The organism is Erwinia sp. LJJL01 (assembly GCF_047300805.2).
Classification (GTDB): Bacteria; Pseudomonadota; Gammaproteobacteria; order Enterobacterales; family Enterobacteriaceae; genus Erwinia; species Erwinia aphidicola.
The window spans coordinates 715930-735817 of record NZ_CP178576.1 but is presented as its reverse complement, the minus strand read 5'-3'; the positions used below and the strand labels follow the sequence as shown (position 1 = coordinate 735817).

At 55.6% G+C, this 19888-nt stretch carries 15 protein-coding genes and 2 pseudogenes; 15 read left to right on the top strand and 2 right to left on the bottom strand.

The features are described from left to right. The first annotated feature begins 1 nt into the window (after window position 1). The 13 genes and pseudogenes from ACLI4M_RS04180 to ACLI4M_RS04120 all read left to right on the top strand — a co-directional run bounded on the left by ACLI4M_RS04180 (window position 2) and on the right by ACLI4M_RS04120 (window position 14761). Window positions 2–1123 carry a flagellar basal body P-ring protein FlgI gene (locus tag ACLI4M_RS04180; RefSeq protein ID WP_133622963.1) on the top strand — a complete coding sequence of 374 codons (1122 nt, stop codon included), beginning with the start codon at window positions 2–4 and terminating at the stop codon, window positions 1121–1123. Beyond that, a pseudogene (gene flgJ, locus ACLI4M_RS04175) lies at window positions 1123–2069 on the top strand (flagellar assembly peptidoglycan hydrolase FlgJ). The gene ACLI4M_RS04180 and the pseudogene flgJ overlap by 1 nt, the downstream one beginning before the upstream one ends. 113 nt (window positions 2070–2182) lie before the next feature. Continuing rightward, window positions 2183–3823: a flagellar hook-associated protein FlgK gene (flgK, locus tag ACLI4M_RS04170; protein WP_133622965.1), complete on the top strand. Its 1641-nt coding sequence runs from the start codon at window positions 2183–2185 to the stop codon at window positions 3821–3823. A 25-nt stretch (window positions 3824–3848) separates the two neighbouring features. Beyond that, window positions 3849–4760 carry a flagellar hook-associated protein FlgL gene (flgL, locus tag ACLI4M_RS04165; RefSeq protein ID WP_133622966.1) on the top strand — a complete coding sequence of 304 codons (912 nt, stop codon included), beginning with the start codon at window positions 3849–3851 and terminating at the stop codon, window positions 4758–4760. 80 nt (window positions 4761–4840) lie between these two features. Then, a complete protein-coding gene (locus ACLI4M_RS04160; RefSeq protein WP_133622967.1) occupies window positions 4841–6481 on the top strand; it encodes a methyl-accepting chemotaxis protein in 1641 nt (546 codons plus the stop codon). Window positions 6482–6651: 170 nt separating this feature from the next. Then, window positions 6652–7371 (top strand): RNA polymerase sigma factor FliA, encoded by a 720-nt coding sequence (gene fliA / locus ACLI4M_RS04155; protein ID WP_133622968.1) that lies wholly within the window; start codon window positions 6652–6654, stop codon window positions 7369–7371. 422 nt (window positions 7372–7793) lie between these two features. Next, on the top strand, window positions 7794–8156 hold the full coding sequence (flhD, locus tag ACLI4M_RS04150) for a flagellar transcriptional regulator FlhD (RefSeq protein WP_099754298.1): 363 nt from the start codon (window positions 7794–7796) through the stop codon (window positions 8154–8156). Then, window positions 8146–8723 (top strand): annotated as a pseudogene (flhC, locus tag ACLI4M_RS04145) (flagellar transcriptional regulator FlhC). The gene flhD and the pseudogene flhC overlap by 11 nt, the downstream one beginning before the upstream one ends. 84 nt (window positions 8724–8807) lie before the next feature. Then, window positions 8808–9704, top strand: coding sequence for a flagellar motor stator protein MotA (gene motA, locus ACLI4M_RS04140; RefSeq protein WP_133622969.1), 897 nt, complete (start codon window positions 8808–8810; stop codon window positions 9702–9704). After that, window positions 9701–10609, top strand: a complete 909-nt coding sequence (gene motB / locus ACLI4M_RS04135) for a flagellar motor protein MotB (protein ID WP_133622970.1) — start codon at window positions 9701–9703, stop codon at window positions 10607–10609. The genes motA and motB overlap by 4 nt, the downstream gene beginning before the upstream one ends. Then, window positions 10596–12560 (top strand): chemotaxis protein CheA, encoded by a 1965-nt coding sequence (gene cheA / locus ACLI4M_RS04130; protein WP_133622971.1) that lies wholly within the window; start codon window positions 10596–10598, stop codon window positions 12558–12560. The genes motB and cheA overlap by 14 nt, the downstream gene beginning before the upstream one ends. Beyond that, a complete protein-coding gene (locus ACLI4M_RS04125) occupies window positions 12560–13063 on the top strand; it encodes a chemotaxis protein CheW (protein ID WP_099754293.1) in 504 nt (167 codons plus the stop codon). The genes cheA and ACLI4M_RS04125 overlap by 1 nt, the downstream gene beginning before the upstream one ends. A 153-nt stretch (window positions 13064–13216) precedes the next feature. Beyond that, window positions 13217–14761: a methyl-accepting chemotaxis protein gene (locus ACLI4M_RS04120; RefSeq protein WP_133622972.1), complete on the top strand. Its 1545-nt coding sequence runs from the start codon at window positions 13217–13219 to the stop codon at window positions 14759–14761. 2913 nt (window positions 14762–17674) lie between these two features. Here the strand turns inward: ACLI4M_RS04120 and ACLI4M_RS04115 are convergent. Beyond that, window positions 17675–18115 (bottom strand): hypothetical protein, encoded by a 441-nt coding sequence (locus ACLI4M_RS04115; RefSeq protein WP_133622974.1) that lies wholly within the window; start codon window positions 18113–18115, stop codon window positions 17675–17677. Then, window positions 18093–18260 carry a hypothetical protein gene (locus ACLI4M_RS04110; RefSeq protein WP_413449792.1) on the bottom strand — a complete coding sequence of 56 codons (168 nt, stop codon included), beginning with the start codon at window positions 18258–18260 and terminating at the stop codon, window positions 18093–18095. Before ACLI4M_RS04110 ends, ACLI4M_RS04115 begins: the two co-directional genes overlap by 23 nt. A gap of 212 nt (window positions 18261–18472) precedes the next feature. Between ACLI4M_RS04110 and ACLI4M_RS04105 the strand changes: the two genes are divergently transcribed. Continuing rightward, window positions 18473–19171 carry a helix-turn-helix transcriptional regulator gene (locus ACLI4M_RS04105; protein WP_133622975.1) on the top strand — a complete coding sequence of 233 codons (699 nt, stop codon included), beginning with the start codon at window positions 18473–18475 and terminating at the stop codon, window positions 19169–19171. A gap of 143 nt (window positions 19172–19314) precedes the next feature. After that, complete coding sequence (locus ACLI4M_RS04100; RefSeq protein WP_133622976.1) at window positions 19315–19644, top strand: helix-turn-helix domain-containing protein; 330 nt, start codon at window positions 19315–19317, stop codon at window positions 19642–19644. Window positions 19645–19888: the final 244 nt, after the last annotated feature.

Below are 19888 nucleotides of genomic sequence, written 5' to 3'. Positions count from 1 at the left end.
TATGACGATGAAAAAACAAACTTTTTTACTCTGCACTCTGCTGTTCAGCGCGCTGGTAATACTGGCGCCAACCTTCGTTCACGCCGAGCGCATCCGCGACCTGGTGACGGTGCAGGGCGTGCGCTCTAACTCGCTGATGGGCTACGGGCTGGTGGTCGGGCTGGACGGCACCGGCGATCAGACCATGCAGGCCCCCTTCACCGGGCAGAGCGTGAATAACATGCTTTCCCAGCTGGGCATCACCGTTCCGGCTGGCACCAATATGCAGCTGAAAAATATTGCGGCGGTGATGGTGACGGCCGAGATGCCGGCCTTTTCCCGGCCCGGCGACCGCATCGATATCGTGGTCTCTTCGCTCGGCAATGCCAAGAGCCTGCGCGGCGGCACGCTGCTAATGACCCCGCTGAAGGGCGCGGATAACCAGATTTACGCGCTGGCGCAGGGCAACGTGCTGATCTCCGGCAGCGGCGCACAGGCGGGCGGCAGCCGGGTGCAGGTAAACCAGCTCAACGGCGGGCGCATTAACGGCGGTGCCAGCGTTGAGCGGGAAGTGCCAAACGATTTTGCCAACCAGAGTGCACTGCGCCTGCAGCTCAACGACACCGATTTTTCCCTGGCGCAGCTGATCAGCGATGAAATTAACCGCCGCTTCAGCGGGGCAGCGATGCCGGAGGATGCGCGCACCGTGCGCCTGTTTGCCCCGGCGGACGGCCCGTCACGCGTGCGCTTCCTCGCCAATATTCAGGATATCCCGCTGCGCGTCGGTATTCAGGATGCCAAAGTGATCGTCAACTCGCGCACCGGCTCGGTGGTGATGAACCGCCACGTGACGCTCGATTCCTGCGCGGTGGCGCACGGCGGCCTGACGGTGGAAGTGTCGCAGAATAACCAGGTCAGCCAGCCGAATACGCCGTTCGGCGGCGGCGAAACCGTGGTGGTGCCGCAGACCGATATCTCGGTGCGCGACAGCGGCGGGGCATTACAGCACGTCAGCAGCAGTGCCGACCTGAATAATGTCATCCGGGCACTTAACGGGCTGGGTGCCACGCCGAATGAGCTGATGTCGATCCTCGAGGCGATGAAAAGCGCGGGCTGCCTGCGCGCGAAGCTGGAGACCAACTGATGAGTGAAATCGACCAGTTTAATACTGCCTCCTGGGATGTCCGTTCGCTGGATACGCTGAAGCTGAAGGCGGGGGGCAGCGAATCACCGCAGGCGCTGCGCGCCGCCGCGAAGCAGATGGAGGGGATCTTCGTGCAGGTCATGCTGAAAAGCATGCGCGATGCCGGCTTTAAGGATGGGCTGATGCACAGCCAGGCCTCGGAGATGTACACCTCAATGCACGATCAGCAGCTGGCGCAGGACCTGGCGCAAAAAAGCCAGCTCGGCTTTGCCGATATGATCGTGCGCCAGATGGGGGAGAGGGGGAGGATCCGCCAGGGCAGGCGCAGCGCATTGCCGCTCCGGCCCCGGGGCCATATTCACTGACCCATGCGCCGGTTAGCGCCCCCTCAGCGACGACAGGCGCACAGGCCACGCCGCTGAGCGCGATAGCTGCCCGCAGCAGCAGCTCCCAGCCGTTTATCTCCCGCCTGCTGCGCCCGGCGCTGCAGGCGGCGCAGAGCAGCGGCATCCATCCGCATCTGATTCTGGCTCAGGCAGCGCTGGAGTCGGGCTGGGGGAAACGCGAAATCCTCACCGGGGACGGTAAGCCAAGCCACAACCTGTTCGGCATTAAAGCCAGCGGCGACTGGCAGGGTAAAACCACCGAGATCACCACCACCGAATATATCAACGGCGCGCCGCAGAAAATCAAAGCGGCGTTTCGCGTTTATGACTCCTACGGCGAGGCACTAAGCGACTATGCCCGGCTGCTGAAGAACAACCCGCGCTATCAGAAGGTGGCGCAGTCCTCCTCTGCCGAGCAGGGCGCGCACGCGCTGCAGGCGGGGGGCTACGCCACCGATCCGGCCTATGCCAGTAAGCTGATTAATATTATCCAGCAGGTCAAAGGCAATATTACTCAGGGCGTGCAGGCGTATAAAAACGATCTGTCGCAACTTTTTTAGCAAAGACATTTCAGTAAATTTGTGAATCACCGATGAAGTAATAAGGACAGTAAAAACAGGCGCCGTCTGAAGCCGATTTTCGGGCCGCGCACGATGAATTTCGTGGATAAAATATGAATCTATTTAATTTAGCCAAAAGCGGCCTCAGCACGGCGCACTCCGCACTGTATGTCATCGGTAACAATATTAATAATGCGCCAACAGCTGTCTACAGCCGTCGCGACCTTATTATTGGTGAAGCGGGCGGACTAAGCACCGGCAATGGTTTTTACGGTTACGGCGCCCAGGCTAACGGCGTGTATCGTAATAATGACAGCTTCTTGAATGGCCAGGTACGCGGCGCGAACACCAATGCGGGCGCGCTGATTGGCCGTTACGAACAGCTGGCGGAAATCGACAATATGATGGGTAACAGCGAAGCTAACCCGTCAGTGTCGCTGAATAATTTCTTCGCCGCCCTGAAAACCCTGGATAACGACCCCAGCGATCCTGCCGCACGCCAGGCCGGCTTTAACACGCTCGGTTCGGTCAGCTACCAGTTTAATACCACCGCCAAGCGCCTGAGCGGGCTGGAAAAGAGCACTAACTCTCAGATTGAGCAGAGCGTTAAAGAGATTAACGATGCCACCACCCAGCTGGCCAAGCTCAATGAAGAGATCGAGAAAATCACCTCGCAGCACGGCACCCCGCCAGGCGATCTGCTGGACGCGCGCGACAACCTGCTGACCCAGTTAAGCGGTCAGATGGGGATTCAGGTCACGGAAAACAAAGAGACCGGACGGACGGATGTGGCGATGGCAGATGGCCGCCCGCTGGTATCCGGCAACCGCTCATACCCACTGCAGGCCGCCGTCTCTGACGCCAACCCCAACAAAACCGTGGTTTCTTATGTTGACAGCAGCGGCAATGCCAAAGAGCTGAATGAAGAACGCTTCACCGCCGGCAAGCTGGGCGGGCTGTTTAAGTTCCGCAACGAAGACCTGAGCAAGGCGCGTAACGAACTGAACCAGATGGCGCTGCAGATGGCCGGAAGGTTTAACGAGGTGAACGGTGGCGGCTTTGACGCTAACGGCGCTGCGGGCAGCGATCTGTTCAAGGTCCCGGACCCGACGGCATTCGCCAACCGCAACAATAGCGGCGGTGCCACGCTGAACGTCACCCTGACTAAACCTTACAGCGCGGTGCAGGCCGAAGATTACACCATCACTATGGGTGCGGCGGGTAACTGGGAAGTGAAGGGGGCAGACGGGCGCGTGGTGCCCTCCGCCATCGATCAGGTATCGGGTGAATTGACGTTCGACGGTCTGTCCGTCGGCGTCAGCGGCACGGCTGACCCTGGCGACAGCTTTATGCTGAACCCGGCTTCCGGGGTGGCGGAAAACCTCGATATTGCTATTACCAGCGGCGATGAGATTGCCGCCGCGGGGAGCCCGACCGGGGGAGAGTCGGACAATAAGAACCTGGCTCTGCTTCTGGCTATCCAGGGTGAGCAGCTGATTGGTAAAGCCACCTTGACCGAAGCCTACTCCAGCCTGGTCAGCGCGATTGGTTCTTCTACCAGCTCGCTCAAGGCCGACCTGAAAACGGCTGACAGCGTTCTCAAGGAATTGGGCGAGAAGTGGCAGTCGGTGGTCGGGGTCAATATTGAAGAAGAGGGGATGAAGCTGCAGATGTTTACGCAGTATTACAACGCGAATGCGCAAATCCTGAAAACCGCCACCACCCTGTTTGATGCCCTGCTGGCCATCAGATAATTGCCGATACGAGGAGGAACAGAGTATGCGTTTAGGCACCCAGTACATGTTTAATCAGAGCGTTCAGGCCATGACGGCGCGGATTAATGAAAATTACGGCGTTTATAACCGTTTATCGGCAGGAAAGACCCTGCTGGCGGCCTCTGACGATCCTAAAGGCGCGTCCGATGCGGTGATGTACCAGGATGCGCTGGCCAAAATGGAGCTGTACAGCAACACCCGATCTGCGGTGATGGGCAACATGCAGCAGGCGGATTCCGTGCTGCAGTCGATGAGCCAGCTGGTATCGAAAGAGCTGAACAGCAAGATCCTTGCGGCGATGAATGGGACAGCCTCTGAGGAAGATCTTGCCGCCTTAGGTAAAGAGATTAACGGTATTACCAGCAGCCTGACCGATCTGGTGAACACCCAGGACGGCAGCGGTCGTTATCTGTTCTCCGGCTTTAAGACGGACACGGCCCCCTACGACGATCTGGGTAACTACATGGGCGGTGATACGGCGCAGCGCCAGACCATTGCAGAAGGAACTGAAATCCAGACCGGACATCTGGGTAAAGATATCTTTGGCGAGGGTGGAGCAGGGGACAGTTTGTTCAAAACGCTCCAGGCAGCCGCAGCTGCACTGACGGCTAATCCGATCGATCGCGATGCGGTGCAACTGGCCCTGGGCGACGCCAACCGCGCAGTCGATGCCGGTATCAGCAGCATCGGCAAAGTGCAGTCCGAGCTGGGGACCCATATGCAGCAGATCGAAAGACTGAACCTGCAGGGGGATGCAGACCGCGACGCCATCATAGACAAACTGACCAACGTGCTGGGGGCGGATGTGGGGACGATGGTGCGCCTCTCCTCCGAGGCCAAAATGTCCCAGTACGCCATGGAAGCTTCCATGCTGGTATTCCAGTCAATGCAAAAAATGACGCTGTTCCGGTCGTAACCCTTTCCCATCCCTCTTTTTAATTTTTAGGTAGTCCCGCTGGCGTATTTGCTATGCCAGCGGGGTACCGTGTGGACACTATGTTGAAGAATCTAAAAATACAAAGTGCAATCAGCCTGATCATCGGTCTGTTTGCCCTGGTGCTGTTACTCACCACGGTTTTCTCCGTCTATAACGCTATGGGCAATAACAAAAACCTGCAGCGCATTGTGGTGTCATCTGATAATGACCGTTCGCTACGGGATGCCGCTTACAACATCAGTTCCAGCTTTGGCCACATCAACGGTCTGATGCTGCAACAGCAGTTAGGCTACCCGCCATCGCCTGCGATGGTGCAGGCGGCTGATACCATCCTGAAAAATGCCCGCGAGCGCATGGATCTGTTTATGTCCTCGCCTTTTAACACCGCTGAGGAAGCTAACGCCGCAAACGAGGTCAAGGCGGTGTTTGAAGCGCTGTATAAAACGGCGATGCTGAAAAAGAACTACATCGCTAACCCTGCGGCCTACACGGGATCGCTGGAAGATGAAGTGCAGAACCGTAATCTGCTGCGGGCTAAAATGGCGACCTACGCGGGGTACTCGGACAGCAGCGATCGGGAATATCTGGATGAAGCGGAGAAAGATTACCAGCAGATGATCGTGCTGGGAGTGACCGTGGTGATTGGCGCACTGCTGATGCTGCTGTTTGTGCGCATCTGGCTGAAGCGTACCCTGGCGCGCCGCCTCGATCTGACCATCCATTCGCTGGAAACCATCGCGGCAGGCGATCTCAGCAAAACGGTGGATGCTGGCGCCAATAACGAGATCGGCGTGATGCTGAAGGCGCTGGAACAGATGCGTACCTCGCTGACCGCTACCATCTCCGGCATCCGCGAAAGCGTGCTGGGCATTCATAAAAATGCGCGTGAGATCTCCACAGGTAACAGCGACCTGTCGTCGCGCACCGAAGAGCAGGCGTCTGCACTGCAGCAAACCGCTGCAAGCATGGAGGAGATTAAAACCACCGTACGTCAGAATGCTGACAATGCGCACACGGCGCGCCAGCTGGCTGAGAGTGCCAGCGGTAACGCCCGCAACGGCGGCGAGGCGATGCAGAATCTTGAGCAGATCATGCAGCAGATCACCACCAGTTCACGCCAGATAGCCGACATTAACGGCGTCATTGACAGCATTGCTAACCAGACCAACATTCTGGCGCTGAATGCGGCGGTTGAAGCCGCGCGTGCCGGTGAGCAGGGGCGCGGTTTTGCGGTAGTCGCGGAAGAAGTGCGTAATCTGGCGAAGCGCAGCGCGGAAGCGGCGAAAGAGATTAACCAGCTGATTAATACCTGCGTGGCGACCATGGATAGCGGTTCGCGTCAGGTGGTGCAGGCCAGCGCGGTGATGCAGGAGATTGTCTCTTCCGTGACTCAGGTCACCGAGATTATGGGCGAGATCACCTCAGCTTCCGATGAGCAGAGCGCCGGGATCAACCAGATTTCTCAGGCGGTGAATGAGATGGATCTGGTCACGCAGCAGAATGCGGCCATGGTGGAAGAAGCGGCGATGGCCTCGGGCGAGCTGGAGATGCAGTCTGACGCGCTGGAAAATCTGGTGTCGCAGTTTGTCCTCAGCGACGCGCCGCAGCGCGAGGCAGTGGCAACGTCGCGGGTGGCAGCGGGGCGCACGTTTAAACCGGCAGTGATTGATAGTGATAATGATAAGTGGGAAACGTTTTAATCGTCAGAAATGGCATTAAAGTTGCCGCTGATTATCGCCGTTAATAAAATTAATTATTTTTCCCTGAGCAAAGTGCAAGATTGGCCGTTTTTATAAAGTCTTTTCGCACTATTTAAAAGCGGCGTTTCACCTGATAATTCTTGCTGATATTATCAGGTGAGAACGGTAGCGTGGACGGAATATATACTTCAGGTGGCATTGAAGATAAAACGGCGTTGTGGGCGAAATATAAGCATATCGCCCGCCAGGAAGCGCTGCGTTTACAGAAGCGTTTACCTGCCAGCGTTGAGCTTGACGATTTGATTCAGGCGGCTTCGTTGGGCTTTTTATCTGCCATCGATAGTTTTGATCCGAAGAAAGGCGTGACGTTAAGTGCTTACCTTTCACAAAAGATTCGCTGGTCATTAATGGATGAACTACGCGAACGTGACTGGGTGCCCCGGCGGGTACGCAAGCATGCGCGCGAAATGACCGTCATGATTCAGCAAATAGAGCAGGAAAAGGGCGGGGAAGCAACGGAAGCTGATATTGCTGAAAGAATGAATGTTAGCGTTCAGGAACTGCAGCAGATGCTGGCGGATACCAATAGCAGCCAGGTCTATTCGCTTGATGAGTTACAGGAACAGTTTTCAGACGCTTACGAACGCGTCGATGAAGAGCATGAGTTATTAAATCCGCTTAATCAGGCGATGCAGGATAATCTTATCGCTAAAATCGGCGAGCACATCAGTATGATCCCGGAGAGAGAGCAGAGGATTTTGCAGCTCTACTATCAGCAGGATTTAAATATGAAGGAAATTGGGCTGGTATTTGGCCTCACTGAAACGCGGGTCAGCCAGTTGCACAGCCTGGCGATAAAAAGAATAAGAGCAAGAATGGATGCTTATTAACCATCCTTGTGAGGGGTTATGACCGGGAAATAGTACGTACGATGCCTGTTTTTTGTTCTTCATGACTCTTTGTTTTTAAGAAGGTTCTTATTAACATTAATTTTTCTCCAATTAATAATGATTAATTTTCATTAATAATGATCAATTTCAATGAGATAGGTTGATATGCTGCATGGGTCAATCTTTGGGTGTGTTGTGGTCTGAAACTAAGCTGGTTAGGATGCACACACCTTTTGATGCAGCCGCCGTTTGGCATTGACATTATTTTATTTGGTTATTACTTGCTGGGTAATATGCAGGCGGGTAATCAGCGATGCCAATACCAAAAGGCTCTCTGCGTCAGCTTAAGTAATAAGAGTGTGATTGGCTACTTCACCTAATCACATGTCCATTATCAGCTGCGTAAAGTTGAGAAACTTCAAATGCCAAATTTTGATGAAAGCCTGCAAAGTATTCATGATATTAACCTGTCCTACCTGCTTCTGGCACAGCAACTCATTCGCAAGGATAAATTTGCCGCGGGTTTCCGCCTCGGTTTATCCGAAGGGACGATCGATAATCTGAAGGAACTGTCGCTGCCGCAGTTAATGAAGCTGGCATCGACAAATCAGCTTATTTGCCGTCTGCGCGTGGACGATGAAGTGGTGATTGAAAACCTGACTAAAGATTCGCGTATTGAAGCACTCCAGCAGATTCATACCGGTATTATTTTATCGACTGATTTACTGAACAATCTCTGCCTGCACCATAACGCTGTTAACGAGGGTGAGAAAAATGTGCGATAACAAAAGCCTGCTCGAAGAGATTCATGAGGTCAATATTGCCATGGAACTCATTACCCTGGGCGCCAGAATGCAGGTACTGGAATCAGAAACCTCATTAAGCCGCCGCCGTTTATTGCGCTTGTATAAAGAACTGCGTGGCTGTCCCCCCCGAAAGGCATGCTGCCATTCTCCGAAGACTGGTTTATGTCCTGGGAGCAGAATATTCATTCGTCGATGTTTTATAACATCTGCCTGTATCTGCAAAAGACGGAAAATGGCCGACCGATTGAAACGCTGATGAAGGCTTACCGTCTTTATCTGGAACAGTGCTATCCGCGTTCCGCAGAAAAACCCGTGCTGGGATTAACCCGTGCATGGACCTTATTACGCTTCGTAAGCTGCGGCATTATTTCTCAAAAGCCGTGCAGCGTGTGCAAAGGCGGGTTTGTGGTGTCGACTGAATACATCAAAAATCCCTTTACCTGCAGCCTGTGCAGCCCTCCTTCGCGTGCGCTGAAACGCTCACAGGCCAGTAGCCAGGATTATGTTAACGCATTCAACCAGCAGCAGCTGGCGGCATCCGCTTAATCCCCCCGGCAGTTTACGAGATGGCTGTTACACGGTGGTGGCCGAGATGCCGGCATCGTTCTTGAATAGAAGATAGGAGTCGTTGTGTTAGTTATTATTGGCTATCTTGTTGTCATTGTTACTGTATTTGGCGGGTTTTTGCTATCCGGCGGCAATCTGGGCTCACTGTTTCAGCCAGTTGAGCTGTTGATCATCGGCGGTGCAGGCGTGGGCGCATTCATCGTCGGTAATAACGCTAAATCACTGAAAGCAACGGGTAAAGCGCTTGGGCGCCTGTTTGTCGGGCGCAGCTACAATAAGGCCGTCTATATGGACCTGATGGCGCTGCTGTTTCTGCTGCTGTCGAAGAGCCGCATTAATGGGCTGATGTCGCTGGAAAAAGATATTGAAGAACCCGCCAGTAGTGACATCTTTGCTGCCTACCCCCGACTGCTTAACGACCCTATCTTAATCAATTTTGTCCTCGACTACTTCCGTTTGATGATCAGCGGCAGCATGAACTCCCATGAGATCGAAGATCTGATGGACGAAGAGATCGAAACCCGCCAGGAGGAGCTGGAAGTCCCGGCCAACAGCCTGAATACCGTCGGCGATGCTTTCCCAGCATTCGGTATTGTCGCCGCGGTGATGGGCGTGGTGAATGCGCTGGCCGCCGCCGACCGCCCTGCGGCTGAACTCGGTATGCTGATCGCCCACGCGATGGTCGGTACCTTCCTCGGCATTCTGCTCGCTTACGGCTTCGTGCTGCCGCTGGCCACGCTGCTGCGCCAGAAGAGCAGCGACCAGCTCAAAATGATGCAGTGCATTAAGGTGACGCTGCTCTCCAGCCTCAACGGCTACGCGCCGCAGATTGCCGTCGAATTTGGCCGCAAGACGCTGTACACCAGTGAACGCCCATCGTTTGAAGAGCTGGAAAACCACGTGCGTGAGGTCAAAAGCAACGCCAGCGTCAGTGGCAAAACGGCGGAAGCGATGGAATGAAGGGCACCACCACCATAATCCGCTCACGCAAGCGTAAGCATAAAAAACATGCTCACCATGGCGGCACCTGGAAAATCGCCTACGCCGATTTTATGACCGCGATGATGGCCTTCTTCCTGGTGATGTGGCTGCTTTCTGCCTCGACTCCGATGCAGCGCGAGATGATCGCCGACTACTTCCGCATGCCGCTTAAGCCAACCATGGCTAACGGTAACAAAACCAGCTACAGCGACAGCATTATTCCGGGGGGAGGCGACGACCCGATGAAGCAGGATGGCGAGGTGTTTAAGCACAAAGTCGATAATCTCGACCGCTTTAAGAACGTGCAGAGCCTGAAAAGTGCCAAAGCGCTGCTGGAGGCGATGATAGAAACCGACCCGCGCCTCAGCGACTTCAAATCCAACCTGCTGCTGACGCTCACTGACGATGGCCTGATGATTCAGATCACCGACAGCCAGGAGCGGCCGATGTTCCGCACCGGCAGCGAGACGCCCGCGCCCTATATGAACGGCATCCTGCAGGCGCTGGTGCCGCTGCTGAACCGACTGCCCAACCCGATCAGCCTGACCGGGCACACCGATTCCCTGCCTTACGCCGGGGGGAACGGCGGCTACAGCAACTGGGAGCTGTCTGCGGGCCGCGCCAATGCTGCACGCCGCGTGCTGGTGAAAGCCGGGCTGGATGACGGGCGCTTCCTGCGCGTAATCGGCACCGGCAGCCGCATGGGGCTGGCGAACATCAGCCCGGACAATCCGATGAACCGCCGTATCAGCATTCTGGTCCTGAGCAAGCTGAAAGAGCGCCAGGTGCTGCAAGAGAATACCGTCCTGCAGCAGCCGGACGCCAGGCTGCCGCAGGGCACAACCGTGACCGCAGTGCAGGGTGATAATCATGGACGTGAATGAATTTTCTCAGGTGTTCTTCGCCGAAGCCGAGGAGCTGCTGTCCGAGATGGAGCAGCAGCTGCTGCAGCTGGATATCGTTAATCCGGATATCGAACAGCTGAACGGCATCTTCCGCGTGGCCCACTCGCTGAAGGGCGGGGCAGGGACCTTTGGTTTTGATGTGCTGCAGGAGACTACGCACATTCTGGAGAACCTGCTGGATAAAGCGCGCTGCGGCGAAATGCAGCTGAGCCGCGAGATGATTAACCTTTTTCTGGAAAGTAAGGACATTATGCAAGCGCAGCTGGAAGCCTACCAGTCGTCGCAGGAACCGGATGAGGAGAGCTTCCGCTATATCTGTGAAGCGCTCCAGCACATCGCGCGGCTGGAGAACGGCAGCATGGCCGTTAGTGTTCCCACCGCTGCCCCGGCAGCAGACGCCCCTGCCCGCCATGACCGTCTGATGATTACGCTGTCGCGGCTGGGTAAAGATGATCAGACACTGCTGCGCGACGAGCTGGCGAATCTCGGTGAGATTATCCGCTATCAGCCAGCGGAAGCGGGGATGACGGTGGAGCTGGAGACCAGCGTCCCGGCTGACGATATCAGCGCGGTGCTGTGCTTTGTGCTCGACGAATCGCAGATTGCGATCCAGCCGATCGCCGCCGCCGCCGCCGCCGCCGCCGCTGCGCCGCCGGCTCCCCCTGCGCCAGCCGTCCCCGCCTCACCGTCGTCTGGCGAACCCGCAGCAAAATCAGTCGCCCCTAAACGCCCGGCCAATACCGAATCCGGCAGCATCCGCGTGGCGGTGGAAAAGGTGGACCAGATTATTAATCAGGTCGGCGAGCTGATTATCACGCAGGCGATTTTCTCGCAGCTGACGTCGCAGCTCGACCCGGCCAAGTACGGCATGCTGCTCAGCAGCGTGGCGCAGCTGGAACGTAACGCGCGCGAGCTGCAGCAGTCGGTGATGTCGATCCGCATGATGCCGATGGATTACGTCTTTAGCCGCTTCCCGCGCCTGGTGCATGACCTCGGCAGCCGCCTGAATAAAGACGTGGCGCTGACGCTGAAAGGCGGTTCGGCCGAGCTGGATAAGAGCCTGATCGAACGCATTATCGATCCGCTGACGCATCTGGTACGCAACAGCCTCGATCACGGTATTGAAGAGAGAGAGGAGCGCCTGCGTAAAGGTAAGAGCGCGACCGGCAGTCTGACGCTCTCGGCAGAGCATCACGGCGGCAATATCGTGATTGAAGTGATCGACGACGGGGCGGGCCTGCCGCGCGACAAGCTGCTGGCGAAGGCGCGCGCGCGCGGTACGCAGATTAGCGACTCCGCGCCGGATGAAGAGGTGTGGATGCTGATCTTCGCCGCCGGGTTCTCCACCGCCGAGAATGTTACCGACGTTTCCGGGCGCGGCGTTGGCATGGACGTGGTGCGGCGCAATATCCTGGCCATGGGCGGCCACGTCGAGGTGCACTCGGTACGCGATAAGGGCACGACTATACGCATTTTGCTGCCGCTCACCCTGGCGATCCTTGACGGTATGTCGGTCAAGGTCGGCGACGAGATTTACGTGCTGCCGCTCAACGTGGTGATGGAGTCGCTCAAGCCGAGCGACGATATGCTGTACCAGTTTGTCGGCGATTCCCGGTTGGTGCACGTGCGCGGTGAATATCTGCCGCTTATCGAACTGCGCCAGGCCTTTGCCGTACCGGGCGAAACCAGCGGCGATGACGGCATTATCGTGATCGTGCAGAGCGGCGGCTGCCGTTACGCCCTGTGGGTTGACCAGCTGATTGGTCAGCACCAGGTGGTGGTGAAAAATCTTGAGCACAACTATCGCAAAGTTCCGGGTATCTCCGCCGCCACCATCCTCGGCGATGGCAGCGTAGCGTTGATCCTCGATGTTATTGAGCTGGCGGGGCTGCGTGACCTGCCCGCCGCGCAGAAAGGAATAAATCAATAATGCTATCAACCGACAGTCATTCTGCTGCGGCCGACGCTGCAGTACAAAAGTATCTGGTCTTCCGCCTGGGGAATGAAGAGTACGGCATCGATATTTTAAAGGTACAGGAGATCCGCGGCTGCGACCGCGTAACGCGCATCCCCAACGTTCCGGACTTTATTACCGGCGTCACCAACCTGCGCGGCGTCATTGTCCCGATCGTCGATTTACGCACGCGCTTTGAGCTGCCGGTGGTGGCGGAAGACGACAGCGCGGTGGTGATCGTGCTGAACCTGAAAGAGCGGGTGATGGGTATTGTGGTCGATGGCGTGGCGGATGTGCTGTCGCTGAACGACAGCCAGATCAAGCCCACCCCGGACGTCTCCTCGGTGATGACCAGCCGCTATCTTGCAGGGCTGGGCGTGCTGGATAAGCGCATGGTGATCCTGGTGAATATCGAAATGCTGCTGAGCCGCGAAGAGATGCAGGTGGTCGGCTCGATGGTTGATGCCCTCGCAGAATAACCCCCCTCCGGATGAAAACAGGCGCATGGCACAAGCGGTGCGCCTGGGTAGTTTACCGCTAAGAGTAAACCCCCACTCATTTTCACTGCCTCTGAGGACCTTACTGCAGCTCGCGCTGTATGGATTACACACCTGCAAATATTGAGAAATGGAATGATGTCTTTAAGAAAATATATGCTGATTGGCCTTGGCATCTTTTTGCTGACGGCGCTGATGAGCACCCTCTCCGGCCTGAATAATCTTAACCGCTCGAATACCTCGCTTAACGATATCAACCAGGAGATCGGCGTCGTTTTGTCGGTGATCGACCCGATCAACCACAGCCGGACTTTCCAGGTGCATTTGAGCCATTATATTTTTGAGCGTAATCAGGGGGAGGGGCTGCGTGCGGCTGAGTACCTGGCGTTGGCGAAAGCGGTGCTGGCAAAGGCCGACGCGGCTTTTGACAATTTCAGCGCAACGCAGCTGCTGGCAGATGAAGGTGCCCTGCGAGAGCGTTATCGCGCCAGCTATCTGACTCTGCGCCAGCAGGGATTGCAGCCAATGCTGGCGGCGGCAGAGCGCAATGACGACGCTGCCTATAACGGTGCGCTGCTCAGAGTGGGCGAGCTGACGCGGGCGTTTGAGAAAAACCTCGACGCGGAGCTGTTGCTGCATGAGCGTTATTCGCAGCGGCTGAACGAGACGGCGAGCAGCAACTTCCGCTCCGGCATGGCGATTGGCGCTGCGCTGCTGGTCTTCACGCTGCTGCTGATGGCGTGGATGCTATTCATCGTGCGCAGCAAGCTGATTTCTCCACTGCATCAGGCGGTGTCGCTGGCGGAGCACATTGAGCGCGGAGATTTAACCTCGCGGCTTAACGCCCGTAGCAATATTGATGAAGTGGCGCAGCTGAGCCGCGCAATGCGCTCAATGAACGGGCAGCTCAGCAGCATGGTGGGCGGTATCCGCACTATCGTCAGCAAGGTGCAGGAGGCGTCGGGTGAAATCGCCCTGCGCAATCAGCACCTCGATCGCCGCACGCATCAGCAGTCCTGCGCGGTGGTTGAGACCGCAGCCAGTATGGAAGAGATTACCGCGACGGTAAAAAACACCACGGAGAGCGTTAAAAAAGCCAGCCAGCTTTCGCACAGCGTTTTCACCAACGCGACTAAGGGCGGGGAAGTGATTGCGGAAGTGGTGGCCACGATGAATGAGATCGCCGAGAGTTCGGAGCGCATTAACGACATTACTAACGTGATCAACGGCATTGCCGCTCAGACCAATATTCTGGCGCTTAACGCGGCAGTTGAAGCGGCACGCGCCGGCGACCAGGGGCGTGGTTTTGCGGTAGTGGCGGGGGAGGTGCGTAATCTGGCCCAGCGCAGCTCCGAGGCGGCGAAAGAGATTGCCGGACTGATTGATGAGTCGCGCAGCCGGGTAAAAACCGGCACCGAGCGTGTCAATCACGCGGGGGCCAGCATGAGTGAGATTTTGCAGCAGGTCAGTGAGGTGAATCAGCTGATGAGTGATATTGCTGAAGCCTCTGACCAGCAGAGTAAAGGCATTGAGCAGATTGGTCAGGCGATTCATGAGCTGGACACTACCACCCAGCAGAACGCTGACCTGGTACGCCAGTCGTCGAACGATGCCAGCACGCTGGAGCAGGACGCCGGCCATCTGGCAAGCATGGTGAAGGTGTTCCGGGTAGCGAGTTAGGGCACCGCTGTTGCCTGTCAGTCTCCAAGACTTCATATACTGTAGGGGTCGACCATCTTTTTCGGTCGACCCGCTGAGGCTCCGGCAGAATTCCGGGGCTTTGATATGCCACAGGTAACCTCCTTTGACCCCGCGCCCAAATGACTTCCATCGCGATACGATCAGCAACCCGGCCTGAGGCCAGCCAGAGCACGCCGGAACGGCAAAAGCCGCTCCCTGCGGGCCTCGGCACGCGGCATCCCTGCTAACCGCGTGCCCGCTGTGGTTTTTAAGCAGCGACGATGCCAGGAAGATTCGAGAGCTTTCATACCGTAGGGGGCGACCATCTTTTCCGGTCGACCTCCGATCCTTCATAAACCGTTGGGGGCGATCCTCTTTATCGGTCGACCTCCAATCCTTCATATACTGTAGGGGTCGACCATCTTTTTCGGTCGACCCGCTGAGGCTCCGGCAGAATTCCGGGGCTTTGATATGCCACAGGGAACCTCCTTTGAACCCGCACCAACATGATTTCTATCGCGATACGATCAGCAACCCGGCCTGAGGCCAGCCAGAGCACGCCGGAACGGCAAAAGACGCTCCCTGCGGGCCTCGGCACGCGGCATCCCTGCCGCGTGACGTCCGGCTTTACCTCCGGCAGGCCTCATCCCTGCTAACCGCGTGCCCGCTGTGGGTTTTAAGCCACGACGATGCCAGGAAGATACGCGAGCTTTCATATACTGCAGGGGGCGACCATCTTTTCCGGTCGGTCTCTAATCCTTCATATTCCGTTGGGGACGCTCCTCTTTTTCGGTCGGTCTCCGATCCTTCATATACCGTAGGGGTCGACCATCTTTTTCGGTCGACCCGCAGAGGCTCCGGCAAAAATCAGGGGCTTTTCATATGCCGCAGGGTACATCCTGTAAACCCGCACCAACATGACTTCCACCGCGATACGATCAGCAACCCGGCCTGAGGCCAGCCAGAGCACGCCGGAACGGCAAAAGCCGCTCCCTGCGGGCCTCGGCACGCGGCATCCCTGCCGCGTGACGTCCGGCTTACCTCATCCCTGTTAACGCGTGCCCGCTGCGAGTGTTAAGCCGCGGCGATGGCAGGAAGATCGGTGGGCTTTATATACTGTGGTGGCGACTGTCTTTTCCGGTCGGTCTCTAATCCTTCATATTCCGTTGGGGACGCTCCTCTTTTTCGGTCGGTCTCCGATCCTTCATATACCGTAGGGGTCGACCATCTTTATCGGTCGACCCGCTTAGGCTCAGGCAGAATTCAGTTGCCTCAAATGTCGCAGGGAATATCCTGTAAACCCGCACCAACATGACTTCCATCGCGATACGATCAGCAACCCGGTCTGAGCCCAGCCAGAGCACGCCGGAACGGCAAAAGCCGCTCCCTGCGGGCCTCGGCACGCGGCATCCCTGCCGCGTGACGTCCGGCTTACCTCCGGCAGGCCTCATCCCTGCTAACAGCGTGCCCGCTGTGGGTTTTAAGCCGCGACGATGGCAGGAAGATAGGTGGGCTTCATATACTGTGGTGGCGACCGTCTTTTCCGGTCGGTCTCTAATCCTTCATATTCCGATGGGGACGCTCCTCTTTTTCGGTCGGTCTCCGATCCTTCATATACCGTAGGGGTCGACCATCTTTTTCGGTCGACCCGCAGAGGCTCCGGCAAAAATCAGGGGCTTTTCATATGCCGCAGGGAATATCCTGTAAACCCTCGCCCAAATGACTTCCATCGCGATACGATCAGCAACCCGGCCTGAGGCCAGCCAGAGCACGCCGGGACGGCAAAAGCCGCTCCCTGCGGGCCTCGGCACACGGCATCCCTGCCGCGTGACGTCCGGCTTACCTCCGGCAGGCCTCATCCCTGCTAACCGCGTGCCCGCTGTGGGTTTTAAGCTGCGGCGATGGCAGGAAGATTCGAGAGCTTTCATACCTTTGGGGACTATCCTCTTTTTCGGTCGGTCTCCGATCCTTCATATTCCGTAGGGGTCGATCATCTTTTCCGATCGACCCGCAGAGGCTCCGGCAGAATTCCGGGGCTTTGATATGCCACAGGGAACCTCCTTTGACCCCTCGCCCAAATGACTTCCATCGCGATACGATCAGCAACCCGGTCTGAGGCCAGCCAGAGCACGCCGGAACGGCAAAAGACGCTCCCTGCGGGCCTCGGCACGCGGCATCCCTGCCGCGTGACGTCCGGCTTACCTCCGGCAGGCCTCATCCCTGCTAACAGCGTGCCCGCTGTGGGTTTTAAACAGCGACGATGCCAGGAAGATTTGCGAGCTTTCATATCGTAGGGGCCGATCGCCTTTTCCGAACGATCCGGTGTATGAAGGCGGGTTAACCTGGATATATACACGTTCTTTACCGCCTTTCATTCCCCGCTCCTCGTCACGCGACGCTTATAAATGCGGTTAGCGAGTCGCGACTTGTTTGTTTAGGCACGCGTAGTTTTTACGTTTTATGCGCCGCCTTCCAGAATCGGCTGCAACAAATCGTGTGTGCTTGAATAAGTGCTTCTGTGGGGATTAAGGTAGCCATGCGTCGGCAAAATCCGGCGACAGGATTGGCGTCCTGACACTGTATCTCGGCAATATGCGCCATAAATTGCGCATATATCTAAATGATTGCTTCGAGATAACCATGATGAATGACGGAATATATGATTACACCCCGCTAGAAACCACTGAGTTATGCGACCAGTGCCGCGCTCTCGCCTTTGCGATCACCGAACTCACTCACCCTATAGCCCGCGATATCTTGCTGTGGGTGCTGGTGGAACGCATTGAGATGCTGAGTTTACGGCTGGAGAGTGAGGTGCACTTATTGGCTAGCTGAAACAATAGAAACAGGCACTGTTAGTGCAGTGCCTGTTGTTGTTCCAGGAAGAATATCTCAGAACGAATTCTTTCGTAATTACGAACCATAACGCCCGGTAGCCGTCGAGTTCAAATCGATCAGCGGCATAACCGGAGTTTCGCCATCATAGAAAGACGCAGAGTTTGAGAAGCTGTAGATCTTACCGGTAAATCTGACCAGTATGCGATCACCCACGGCATTAATCATGGCATTGCTGCGATCGCTGACTAAGAATGGCGCGCTATCACTGAGCACAGGCAGTGGTTTATCAAGATGCTTGTTGAGGTAGTAGCGATAGACCTCGCCAACGGTGGCGCCGCCATCGTGGTACTTAGTAATGTAGAGCCAGGTGTTGGGGGTAAGCTGCTGCTCGCTGAAAAGTTTATCGTCTGGTGATATGCGCTCAGAATAGAAAACGACCCCGCCAGCAACAACGATCATAAGTAGAATGAGAGTGAAAGCGCAATGCAGACGCTTAAAAACCGTGTTGCCTAGCATAATCAATTCCCTGTTTTATCCAGAACTGGTCACGGGGATCATCACCATAAGGTGGCTTGCTGTACCAGTGCCCCCAGTTCGACTGACTGGTCCCCGCACGAGACTGCGCCCATCCTGCGCCCATCAAAATTATATCAGCTGGAATGCCCGCTGCTGTACCTGTTGCACCAAAATTAAAATTTCCAAAATTCTGTAGCTGATAACTTTAAGGATTCATGCGGACGCTCAAGGTTTTATTTACTTCGCCATCGTTACATGATTGCCCGCACTTCATTCTTGACACGCACATTATGTGTAAATTATCACGCGGAGCTACTTCACTCTGGTTGCTTTGCCGGTGTTGGATAAGGAAGGGTCATGAGTGAATTAACAGCAGCAGAAAAAATCATTTATCCGCTTATTCCTTTCTGGGAAGACAGCGACGAACCCTGGGGTGCAAAAGATCACCTGTCCAGATTTATCTACGTGAACGCTCGTTTTAAACAACTCCTTAATATTCCCGTCACGTTCTCAGCAGAAGGGCGCTATGACGGGGAACTGCCTGCCAGCACGGCAGAATTTGAGAAGCAGTTTCGGGAGCATGACAGGGCTTGTGAAGCGCGCCGCGACCGGGTGACGGCATTCGAAGTGCATCCCTACGAAAAACAATTGCACCTGCAGCCCTGGTTTTTCGACAAGTTTCCAATCATTGGTGAAGACAAAATCGTTTGCGGAACCATATTTCACGGCAGGCCTGTAGACACGCTGCTGCTCGCGCAGTTGAACAAGATAAAGGTTCCGACGTCGCTCATATTCACGCCACCCGCCGAACTGTTCAGCCCACGCGAATGGGAGATTATTTTTTACGTTCTGCAATCCTATACGACTAAAAGTATTGGCCAGAAGCTCAGTCTGTCCGTGCGAACGGTGTGTAACCATATTCAGAACATTTTCGCCAAGGCCGATGTGAGAAGTCGCTCGCAACTTATTGAATACTGTCATGCCAATAACATAGCGAATTACATTCCGCAGAGTTTCTTTGAGCGCTGTGAATCTGTCGTTTTTTTAGATGGTTAGGGACACTATTTTATTAGAGCTTTTAAAAAGACATGAGGTACCCGTAACAATCTGAGTACTGTTAACTCTGTGCGTTCCTCCGCTCCTGTTGAAAAGATACCTGTCCGCATTATGGGAATTGCTAACAGGAAATGGAGGGAATAATGATTGCGAGGAACTTAAAAAGTGACTGGCATCCGGCGGATATTATTGCGGAAGTCAGAAAAACAGGAGTCAGCCTGGCGCAGCTTTCCAGAGAAAATGGAATGGCTTCCGGAACGCTGGCAAATGCATTGAAACGTCCGTGGCCTAAAGGGGAGTGGATCATCGCAGACCGGATTGGTCTTCTCCCGAGGATGATCTGGCCGACGCGATATAAGGGTAAAAACATTACTCGCAAGCCGTCACCTCACCGTTCCCGGATTAAACTGTCTGTACAGCTGCAGGACAATCTACGACCGGAGTTATCAGGCACCAAAAATAAGACGAAATAGCCATGACAGGTGGCCGTAACTGACCAGCTTTCAGGTGTTGCCAAACTGCCCTGCTGAGCAACTGAAATAAGCTTACAGGGGATGCTCCTTGTTATTGAGTATGGAACGATAATCGGCGCATATGCGATTGGCATCTACCCGTGAAAGGGGAGGAAAGCAGCGAGGCCGATAAAGCGCACTGTTTGTGACTGGTTGTTGATAAAGGAAGCGTGAAAGTTTTTACCGGTCGTTTTCACTACCCTGA

Coding starts and splice junctions, on each gene's coding strand:
- ACLI4M_RS04180 (WP_133622963.1), top strand. CDS start 2: ATGACGATGAAAAAACAAACTTTTTTACTCTGCACTCTGCTGTTCAGC.
- flgK (WP_133622965.1), top strand. CDS start 2,183: ATGAATCTATTTAATTTAGCCAAAAGCGGCCTCAGCACGGCGCACTCC.
- flgL (WP_133622966.1), top strand. CDS start 3,849: ATGCGTTTAGGCACCCAGTACATGTTTAATCAGAGCGTTCAGGCCATG.
- ACLI4M_RS04160 (WP_133622967.1), top strand. CDS start 4,841: ATGTTGAAGAATCTAAAAATACAAAGTGCAATCAGCCTGATCATCGGT.
- flhD (WP_099754298.1), top strand. CDS start 7,794: ATGCCAAATTTTGATGAAAGCCTGCAAAGTATTCATGATATTAACCTG.
- motB (WP_133622970.1), top strand. CDS start 9,701: ATGAAGGGCACCACCACCATAATCCGCTCACGCAAGCGTAAGCATAAA.
- cheA (WP_133622971.1), top strand. CDS start 10,596: ATGGACGTGAATGAATTTTCTCAGGTGTTCTTCGCCGAAGCCGAGGAG.
- ACLI4M_RS04125 (WP_099754293.1), top strand. CDS start 12,560: ATGCTATCAACCGACAGTCATTCTGCTGCGGCCGACGCTGCAGTACAA.
- ACLI4M_RS04120 (WP_133622972.1), top strand. CDS start 13,217: ATGATGTCTTTAAGAAAATATATGCTGATTGGCCTTGGCATCTTTTTG.
- ACLI4M_RS04115 (WP_133622974.1), bottom strand. CDS start 18,115: ATGCTAGGCAACACGGTTTTTAAGCGTCTGCATTGCGCTTTCACTCTC.
- ACLI4M_RS04105 (WP_133622975.1), top strand. CDS start 18,473: ATGAGTGAATTAACAGCAGCAGAAAAAATCATTTATCCGCTTATTCCT.
- ACLI4M_RS04100 (WP_133622976.1), top strand. CDS start 19,315: ATGATTGCGAGGAACTTAAAAAGTGACTGGCATCCGGCGGATATTATT.